The organism is Halomonas sp., from assembly GCF_014859505.1.
GTDB lineage: Bacteria > Pseudomonadota > Gammaproteobacteria > Pseudomonadales > Halomonadaceae > Halomonas.
Map to the genome: position 1 here is coordinate 1 of NZ_JACUUD010000107.1, position 9267 is coordinate 9267.

Annotated in this window: 7 protein-coding genes; 3 read left to right on the top strand and 4 right to left on the bottom strand. The window is 64.1% G+C overall.

Going from position 1 to position 9267, the window contains the following annotated elements; all coding sequences use genetic code 11:
- Positions 1 to 413 (bottom strand): NAD(P)-dependent oxidoreductase (locus IBX53_RS12610; protein WP_290909782.1); only part of this gene is annotated, 413 nt, incomplete at its 3' end.
- Between the two features lie 183 nt (positions 414 to 596).
- On the opposite strand from IBX53_RS12610, the gene ilvY reads away from it, so the two are divergent.
- Positions 597 to 1484, top strand: coding sequence for an HTH-type transcriptional activator IlvY (ilvY, locus tag IBX53_RS12615; RefSeq protein ID WP_290909784.1), 888 nt, complete (start codon positions 597 to 599; stop codon positions 1482 to 1484).
- 64 nt (positions 1485 to 1548) lie between these two features.
- Here ilvY and ilvN read toward each other — a convergent pair whose 3' ends face one another.
- The 3 genes from ilvN to clpB form a co-directional block, all read right to left on the bottom strand.
- The gene (gene ilvN, locus IBX53_RS12620) at positions 1549 to 2040 is read right to left on the bottom strand and encodes an acetolactate synthase small subunit (protein ID WP_290909786.1); all 492 of its coding nucleotides are present in this window, start codon (positions 2038 to 2040) and stop codon (positions 1549 to 1551) included.
- Entirely contained in the window at positions 2040 to 3764 is a 1725-nt protein-coding gene (locus IBX53_RS12625) for an acetolactate synthase 3 large subunit (RefSeq protein ID WP_290909788.1), read from the bottom strand. The genes ilvN and IBX53_RS12625 overlap by 1 nt, the downstream gene beginning before the upstream one ends.
- A gap of 504 nt (positions 3765 to 4268) precedes the next feature.
- Positions 4269 to 6851 carry an ATP-dependent chaperone ClpB gene (gene clpB, locus IBX53_RS12630; protein WP_290909790.1) on the bottom strand — a complete coding sequence of 861 codons (2583 nt, stop codon included), beginning with the start codon at positions 6849 to 6851 and terminating at the stop codon, positions 4269 to 4271.
- A gap of 499 nt (positions 6852 to 7350) precedes the next feature.
- Between clpB and IBX53_RS12635 the strand changes: the two genes are divergently transcribed.
- Together IBX53_RS12635 and menD are read left to right on the top strand one after the other, a co-directional pair.
- Positions 7351 to 8676 (top strand): isochorismate synthase MenF, encoded by a 1326-nt coding sequence (locus IBX53_RS12635; protein ID WP_290909792.1) that lies wholly within the window; start codon positions 7351 to 7353, stop codon positions 8674 to 8676.
- Positions 8677 to 8684: 8 nt separating this feature from the next.
- A partial coding sequence (gene menD, locus IBX53_RS12640; protein WP_290909794.1) for a 2-succinyl-5-enolpyruvyl-6-hydroxy-3-cyclohexene-1-carboxylic-acid synthase occupies positions 8685 to 9267 on the top strand: 583 nt, incomplete at its 3' end.

Consider the following 9267-nt stretch of genomic DNA (forward strand, 5'->3'; position numbering starts at 1 on the left):
GAGCGCACGGTGTGGCCCGGGGCCTTGGGCGCGATCATGATCACGTCCAGGTCCTTGCGCGGCTCGATCTGGTTGTAGTGGATGTTGAAGCCGTGGGCGAAGGCCAGGGTGGCACCCTGCTTCAGGTTCGGCTCGACCTCGTTCTCGTAGATCGCCTTCTGGTTCTCGTCCGGGGCCAGGATCATCACCACGTCAGCGGTCTTGCACGCCTCGGGCACGCTGGCGACCTTGAGGCCGGCGGCCTCGGCCTTGGCAGCGGAGGAGGAGCCGGCACGCAGGGCGACGGTGACGTCCACGCCGGACTCCTTGAGATTGTTGGCGTGGGCGTGACCCTGTGAGCCATAGCCCACGATGGTGACCTTCTTGCCCTGGATGAGGGAGAGGTCGCAGTCCTTATCATAGTAAACGTGCATGGTGAAGCTCCTGGAACGTGGGTCGATGTGGGTCGATGTGGGTGTCGGCGTTGATGGCCACCCGCCCCGTCTGCTGCGGGACTGGTTTCGCGGCATCCGATGAAGACACCATACGCCGGCCCCGCCGTTGCGTAAAACGCTATATATGCAACAATACATGCCAGATTATGCAATAATCCAGGCATGGACATGCGCCCCCTCAAGCACTTCCTGACCCTGGCCGAGACACTCCACTTCGGCCGCGCCAGCGATGCCTGCCACGTCAGCCCCTCGACCCTGTCGCGCTCGATCCGCCAGCTCGAGGAGAGCCTGGACGTGGCGCTCTTCGAGCGCGACAACCGCCACGTGGCCCTGACCCGCCACGGCGAGACCTTCCAGGCCTACGCCCGGGAGGCCATGGAGCAGTGGGAGCAGTTGCGCCTGTCGCTACAGAGCGAGGCACTGCGCCTCACCGGCGAGATCAGCGTCTACTGCTCGGTCACCGCCAGCTACAGCTTCCTCTACGAACTACTCAGCGAATTCCGCGCCCACCACCCCGGTATCGAGCTCAAGCTGCATACCGGCGACCCTGCCGAGGCAATGGCCCGAGTGATGGCCGGCGAGGAGGACATGGCCATCACCCCTCGCCCCCGCCAGACGCCCGAGGCACTGGCCTTCAAGTCGCTGACCCGCTCGCCGCTGGTGTTCATCGCCCCCCACGACTGCCACGACTGGATTCCGGCGACCCCCGAGACGCCCAGTGCCGAGCAGTGGCGCCAGGTACCGATGATCCTCTCCGAGGCGGGCTTGTCGCGTGAGTTCGCCGACACCTGGTTCAAGGCCCTGGGCGTGACCCCAAGGATCTACGCCCAGGTGGCGGGCCACGAGGCAATCGTCAGCATGGTGGGTCTGGGCTTCGGAATCGGCGTAGTGCCAAAGATCGTGCTCGACAACAGTCCTCTCCAGGAGCGGGTGCGGATACTGCCGGTCAAGCCGGAGCTGCCCCACTACGATGTAGGACTCTGCGTGCTGGAGCGACGGCTCAAGAGCCAGTTGATCCGCGCACTGTGGGATGATGTCATCGAGCGCTGAGCGTCTGCCCGCAATACCAAAGGCCGCCCCGAGGGGCGGCCTGTGACGTCTGGCAGCTGACTGCTTACAGAGACAGGACTTTATCTCCGCGGGCTATCCCCGAGACTCCGGTACGCGCCACCTCCAGAATACCCACCGGCGCCATGGCCTGCAGGAAGGCATCCAGCTTTCCGGCATAGCCGGTGATCTGCACCGTGTAGAGGCTCGGCGTCACGTCGACGATCTGGGCACGGAAGATATCCACGGTGCGCTTGACCTCGTCGCGGGACGCGCCCAGGGCCTTGACCTTCACCAGCATCAGCTCGCGCTCGATGTGATTGCCCTCGGTGAGATCCACCAGCTTTACCACGTCGATCAGCTTGTTGAGGTGCTTGGTGATCTGTTCGATGACCCGGTCGTCGCCCACGGTGGTCACGGTCAGCCGCGACAGGCTCGGATCCTCGGTAGGCGCCACATTCAGCGTCTCGATGTTGAAGTTGCGCTGAGAGAAGAGCCCCACCACGCGAGACAGGGCGCCCGGTTCGTTTTCCATCAGAATCGAAATGATATGGCGCATCAGGTCCGCTCCGTCTTGGAAAGCAGCATGTCACGCATGGCGCCCAGGGGCACCTGCATCGGATAGACGTGCTCGTGCGGGTCGACCTTCACATCTAGAAACACCAGCTCGTGCTTGTTGGCGAACGTGCGCTCGAGAGCCGGCTCCAGCTCATCGATGGTATTCACCGTGATCGCGGTAAAGCCGTAGGCCTCGATCAGCAGATGGAAATCGGGCAGCGACTCCATGTAGGAATTCGCGTGACGAGCCTTGTAGTTCAGATCCTGCCACTGGCGCACCATGCCCAGCGAAGCGTTATTGAGATTGATAATTTTCGGGCCGATACCGTACTGCTTACACGTCGAGAGCTCCTGCATCATCATCTGGAAGCTGCCCTCACCGGTCACGCAGACCACGTCGTCATCGGGAAAATTCTGCTTGATCCCCATGGCCGCCGGAAAGCCGAAGCCCATGGTGCCAAGACCGCCGGAGGTAATCAGACGATTGGGCTTGTCGAACTTGTAGTACTGGGCCGCAAACATCTGGTGCTGACCCACATCGGTGGTCACATAGGCCTCGCCGCGGGTCACCCGGCACAGCGCCTCGATGACCTCCTGGGGCTTGAGCATCTCAGCGGGCTTCGAAGGCTCATAGAGCTTGCCCACGCGCTCCTCGCGCCAGCCGTCGATCTTCTGCCACCACTCGGCCAGCGCCTCCGGCTGAGAGGGCTCCTTGCCCTGCACCAGGCTGATCATCTCGCTGATCACGCTGCCGGCCGGCCCCACGATCGGCACATCGGCGCGCACCGTCTTGGAGACCGAGCTCGGGTCGATATCGACGTGGATAATCTTGGCCGTAGGGCAGAACTTGGAGGTGTTGTTGGTCACCCGATCATCAAAGCGCGCACCGATAGCAATGATCAGGTCGGCATGGTGCATGGCCATGTTGGACTCATAGGAACCGTGCATGCCCAGCCAGCCGAGGCACTGCCGATCACTCTGCGGGTAGGAGCCGATGCCCATCAGGGTCGTCGTGATAGGGTAGCCCAGCCGCTTGACCAGATCGGTCAACCCCTCGCTGGCCCGCCCCAAGACAACGCCACCACCGGTGTAGAACATCGGACGCTTGGCCTTGAGCATCATCTCCACGGCCTTCTTGATCTGGCCGGTATGCCCGCGGGTGACCGGGTTGTACGAGCGCATCTTCACCTTCTTCGGATAGATGTACTCGTAACGCTCGGTGGGGGCGGTCATGTCCTTGGGGATGTCCACCACCACCGGGCCGGGACGGCCGGTCGAGGCCAGGTAGAAGGCCTTCTTGAGGACTTCCGGGATCTCGCTCGGGTGCCTGATCGAGAAGCTGTGCTTCACGATAGGGCGGGTCACGCCGATGATGTCGGTTTCCTGGAAGGCGTCGTCGCCGATCAGGTGGCTCATCACCTGCCCGCACAGCACCACCATCGGGATCGAATCCATGTAGGCGGTGGCGATGCCGGTGACGGCATTGGTGGCGCCAGGGCCGGAGGTCACCAGCACCACGCCCGGCTTGCCCGAGGCACGCGCGTAGCCGTCGGCGGCGTGAGTGGCGGCCTGTTCGTGGCGTACCAGGATGTGCTTGACCTTGTCCTGACGGAACAGGGCGTCGTAGATATGCAGCGCCGCTCCGCCTGGATAGCCGTAGATGTATTCGATGCCCTCATCCTGAAGGAAGCGGGCGATCATGTCCGCGCCGGAAAGCAGTTCCACGTTGTGTTTCTCCCCTGGAGGTCTCGAGTGCGATCCGCGCCCGACGTGGGCACGGGGTCGAGTGCGGCGATATGCCGCTGCCGGACACGCCGGCACCTGATGCCAAACCCTGGCGTTCATAGACCCGGTTGGGGCCTGCACTCTCATCGCGGCGGATCGCCGCGTCGGGGCGTTGGCCGAGCCGGGCGGTTGGCCCGCACTCGGAAGTCCTTCGGCGGGTACAGGCCCCTTGGCCTACCCTTCGCGCGGGGATGGGGGGTTGCCCGCAGAGTTCCGCGCCCGCAAATCAGGAAGCGCCAAGATTCCATTAGCGACGCAACGGTGTCAACCGCGAAAAAGGCCTGAGCCCTTCTCGTGGGAACAAGCGGCGGGGACAGGAGGCGGTTATAAAAGAACCCGCCGGGCGGGAAGCCGGGCGGGCAAGGGGGTTACAGGACGCAACCAAATTCAGTGTAGACCGTCGCCGGGGACACACCCGGGCGACTGCGTAACGCTTTGTTTGCCTCAGCTCTGGAACACCAGCTGGCTGCCCTCGGCCTCCACGTGGATGACATCCCCCGGCAGGAACCTGCCGGCCAGCAGGTCCTGAGCCAGCGGATTCTCGATGCGGCTCTGGATCGCCCGCTTCAGCGGACGCGCCCCAAAGACCGGGTCGAAGCCCACCACGGCGAGCTGGGCCATGGCCGCATCGCTGACCTCGAGGCCGAGGTCGTGCTCGGCCAACCTGGCGCGCAGTCGCTCGAGCTGGATGCCGGCGATGGCCTGGATCTGTTCCTGACCCAGGGCGTGGAAGACCACCACCTCGTCGATGCGGTTGATCAGCTCAGGCCGGAAGTGGGTGCCCACCACCTCCATCACCATGGCCTTCATCTGCTCATAGTCGGCGTCATCGCCGCCCATGCGCTGGATGATGTCCGAGCCCAGGTTGGAGGTCATCACGATCACGGTGTTGCGGAAGTCCACCGTGCGACCCTGGCCGTCGGTGAGGCGGCCGTCCTCGAGTACCTGCAACAGGATGTTGAAGACGTCCGGGTGGGCCTTCTCCACCTCGTCGAGCAGCAGCACCGAGTAGGGCTTGCGGCGCACCGCCTCGGTCAGATAACCCCCCTCCTCGTAGCCCACATAGCCGGGAGGCGCGCCGATCAGCCTCGCCACGGAGTGCTTCTCCATGAACTCCGACATGTCGATTCTCACCATGGCCTCCTCGGTGTCGAAGAGGAAGTTGGCCAGCGACTTGCACAGCTCCGTCTTGCCCACCCCGGTGGGGCCCAGGAACAGGAAGGAGCCATTGGGCCGATTGGGGTCGGCAAGGCCCGCCCGGGAGCGGCGTACAGCGTTGGCCACCGCAATCACCGCCTCGTCCTGGCCAATCACCCGCTCGTGCAGCGCCTCCTCCATGCGCAGCAGCTTGTCGCGCTCGCCCTCCAGCATCTTGGCCACGGGGATTCCGGTCCAGCGCGAGACCACCTCCGCGATCTCCTCCTCGGTGACGTTGGAGCGCAGCAGCTGGTGCCTGGAGGTATCGGCCTCCCCCTCACCGGCCTCGGCGATCTTCTTCTCGAGCCCGGGAATCACCCCGTACTGGATCTCGGACATCCGCGCCAGATCGCCCTGGCGGCGGGCCTGCTCCAGCTCCACCCGGGCGCGTTCGAGCTCGTCCTTGAACTGGGCGGCCCCCTGGATGCTGGCCTTCTCGGCCTTCCAGATCTCGTCGAGGTCGGCGTACTCGCGTGACAGCTCCTCGATCTGCTCCTCGAGATTCTCCAGGCGCTTCTTCGACGCCTCGTCGGTCTCCTTCTTGAGGTGCTCACGCTCCATCTTGAGCTGGATCAGCCGGCGGTCGAGGCGATCCATCTCCTCGGGCTTGGAGTCGAGCTCCATGCGGATCCGCGAGGAGGCTTCATCGACCAGATCGATGGCCTTGTCGGGCAGCTGGCGATCGGTGATGTAGCGCGCCGACAGCTTGGCCGCGGCGATGATGGCGCCGTCGGTGATTTCCACGCCGTGGTGCACCTCGTAGCGCTCCTTGAGGCCGCGCAGGATAGCCACGGTATCCTCCTCGCTGGGTTCGTCCACCAGCACCTTCTGGAAGCGGCGCTCCAGGGCGGCGTCCTTCTCGATGTACTTGCGGTACTCGTCCAGAGTGGTGGCGCCCACGCAGTGCAGCTCACCGCGGGCCAGTGCCGGCTTGAGCATGTTGCCCGCGTCCATGGCACCCTCGGCCTTGCCGGCGCCCACCATAGTGTGCAGCTCGTCGATGAACAGGATCACCCGGCCCTCCTCCTGGGCCAGCTCGTTCAACACCGACTTGAGGCGCTCCTCGAACTCCCCGCGGAACTTGGCCCCGGCCAGCAGAGAGCCCATGTCCAGCGACAGCACGCGCTTGTCCTTGAGGCTCTCGGGCACCTCGCCGTCGACGATGCGCTGGGCCAGCCCCTCGACGATGGCGGTCTTGCCCACGCCGGGCTCGCCGATCAGCACCGGGTTGTTCTTGGTGCGCCGCTGCAGCACCTGGATGGTGCGGCGGATCTCGTCGTCGCGACCGATCACCGGGTCGAGCTTGCCGCTGGCGGCGCGCTCGTTGAGGTCCAGGGTGTACTTGGCCAGCGCCTCGCGCTGGTCCTCGGCGTTGGGGTCATCGACCCTGGCGCCACCACGCACTCCCTCGATAGCGGCCTCAAGCGACTTGCGGGTCACTCCGGCCTGGGTCAGCAGCTTGGTCACCGCGTGGCCCATTTCCAGGGCGGCCAGCAGCACCAGTTCGCTGGCGATGTACTGGTCGCCACGCTTCTGGGCCTCGCGGTCGGTGAGGTTGAACAGCTTGATCAGCTCGCGGGAGGGCTGCACCTCGCCGTCGAAGTGGGCGACCTTCGGCAGGTCGTCGAGGTGGCCCACCAGGCCGTCGCGCAGCCGGGCGGCATCGCCACCGGCCTTCTGCACCAAGGCCTTGACGCCGGTGTCGCGGGCGTCGAGCAGCGCCAGCAGCAGGTGGCCGGGCTCCAGCTGGTTGTGTCCTCGCCCCACGGCCAGGGACTGGGCGTCCGCCACGGCGTTCTGCAGCTTGGCGGTGAACTTGTCGAAACGCATGAGAACTTCCTCCATCGGGGTAGCGACGCGGTCGGACGCACCGTTCGTCCCTATTTAATTTACCTTTACTTGCTCAATGGAGTCGGTGGCAGTGGCTTTCAAGCCTCAGGTTCGACGCATCACCGTTCAGCGCTTCTGCGAGCCAGGTTCAGGAACCCAGAACAAGCTGGCGTGACACCTCGGGCTGATCCACGTCATAGCCATTGGAAATGGTGTTTAATATAATAAGATGTACTGACGACCCATCTCGGATTGACCGAAATCATGCGTGCCAAGCCCTGCGTAGAAAGAGAAATTCATGGCTTGGCCAGCACGGGCACCAGGTTCTAGAGGAGTCTCCGTGTCATCATCCAGCCAGCATCGAGCATCACCCGAGAAGCCCTTGGGTCAGGACCGCCAGTGGCTGGGCAGAAGTACTGTTCTTGACAGTCCGCGGCCCAGGATTGTCGTGCCGTGCCCCGGGCCTGCCCATCACGCCCTGTCTTCCCACCAACAGGCCGTGACACGATTACTCGCCGAGATAGACAGCTGGCGCTTTCGAGAAGGCGAGCTGCTGCATGCCGCGGTCGCCATTCCTGCCATCGATGCCTTTCACTGGTTAGAGAACAATCCCGGCGAATCCCGATGCCTCTGGCAGAACCGGGAACAGACTCTCACCCTGGCCGGGATAGGCATCGCCGTGGAACTCGATGCCGACACCGCCGAGGATTACGACCGGCTGCTCAAGCGCATCACCGCTATCACCGATGGTCGGGATACGGCTTTCCTGGGTGGCTTTGCCTTCGACGGACGATCCGGCGAGAGAGAGTGGCATGACTTCCCCGCTGCCCGCTTTGTGCTGCCGGCCATCGAACTGCGACAGCGAGACGGTGATTTTCGGCTGGCGGTGAACCTGCACGCCAGCAACCACGACGAATTCGTGCGCAACAAGACCCGGCTGATCACCCACCTTTCCCGCCTGAGCTTCGCACCACCCTTGCCGGCCGACGCTGACTGGTCAATCCGCATCACTCGGCGCCTGAACAACATGAGCTTCGATGAGTGCCAGGAACATATCCGCCACATCCTGGAACACATCGACCAGGGACATATCCACAAGGCCGTACTGGCCCGCCGGGTAGAGTTGCAGCTCAACGAGGCGCTGCCGGGCTTCATGGCCCTGAAACGCTGGCATCACTTCAACGACGGCAGCTTCTGCTTTGCCCTTGAGCATGGCCGCAAGCTGTTCATGGGCTGTTCGCCGGAGCGACTGTTCAGCCGGGAAGACCGGCGGGTATGCACCGAATCCCTGGCGGGAACCGTGCGCCGTGGCCACAGCCGCGAGGAAGACGCCCGACTGGAACACACCCTGCTGCAGGACCCCAAACTGATCCATGAACACGACCTGGTCACCCGTTACGTGCGTGAACGCCTCGCTCCCTGGGTGATACACATCGATTGCCCCGCACAGGCCGGCGTGGTGAAACTGGATCGAATCCAGCATCGCTACCTGCCCATCCACGGCACCCTCCGTCCCGGAGTCATGGACGATCAACTACTCAACGCCCTGCACCCCACGCCTGCTGTTTGCGGATCGCCACGCCGTGAGGCTCAGGACCTCATTGCTCGTCGAGAGACCAACGATCGCGGCTGGTACAGTGGTGTCATGGGCATGATTTCACCGCGATATTCGGAGTTCGCCGTGGCCATCCGCTCGGCCCTGGTGGAAGACAACCAGGTACTCTGCTATTCCGGGGTGGGCATTGTCGCAGGCTCCACCCCGGAGTCGGAGTGGAACGAGCTGGAAGCCAAGATCGAGTCCTTCCTGGCCGTGCTGTGGTCCTGAGAGTGGCGATGCAGACCGTCTTCAGCCATGTCAACGAGGTCTGGGCCACCCTGATACTGGCGCGCCTCCATGATCATGGCGTGCGGGACATCTGCATCGCCCCGGGCAGTCGCAGCGCCCCACTGGCACTCGCGGCAGCGCGCCTGGCCGACCACCGGGACGACCTGGCACTGCACACCCATTTCGACGAGCGCGGCCTGGGCTTTCTCGCCCTGGGACTGACCCGGGCCAGCGGCCGGCCCACGGTCCTGATCACCACCTCCGGCACAGCGGTGCCCAACCTGCATCCCGCTCTGGTGGAGGCCTTCCAGACCCACCAGCCGCTGGTCGCCCTCACCGCCGACCGCCCACCGGAGCTGATCCATTGCGGCGCCAACCAGGCCATCGAACAGCCCGGTCTGTTTGCCTTGCATGTGCGCTCGCAACTCGACCTGCCGCCACCGGACAAGGCCGTCAGTGCCAACTGGCTGGTCAGACAGCTGGATCACTGCCTGCAGGCGCTGAGCGGTACCGATCGCGGCCCCATCCACATCAACGCGCCATTTCGTGATCCCCTCTATGGCGGCACATCGCAACATGGCACATCGCAAC

Excerpts from the sequence above, each read along its gene's own strand:
- ilvN (WP_290909786.1), bottom strand. The coding sequence starts at position 2,040 with ATGCGCCATATCATTTCGATTCTGATGGAAAACGAACCGGGCGCCCTG.
- clpB (WP_290909790.1), bottom strand. The coding sequence starts at position 6,851 with ATGCGTTTCGACAAGTTCACCGCCAAGCTGCAGAACGCCGTGGCGGAC.
- ilvY (WP_290909784.1), top strand. The coding sequence starts at position 597 with ATGGACATGCGCCCCCTCAAGCACTTCCTGACCCTGGCCGAGACACTC.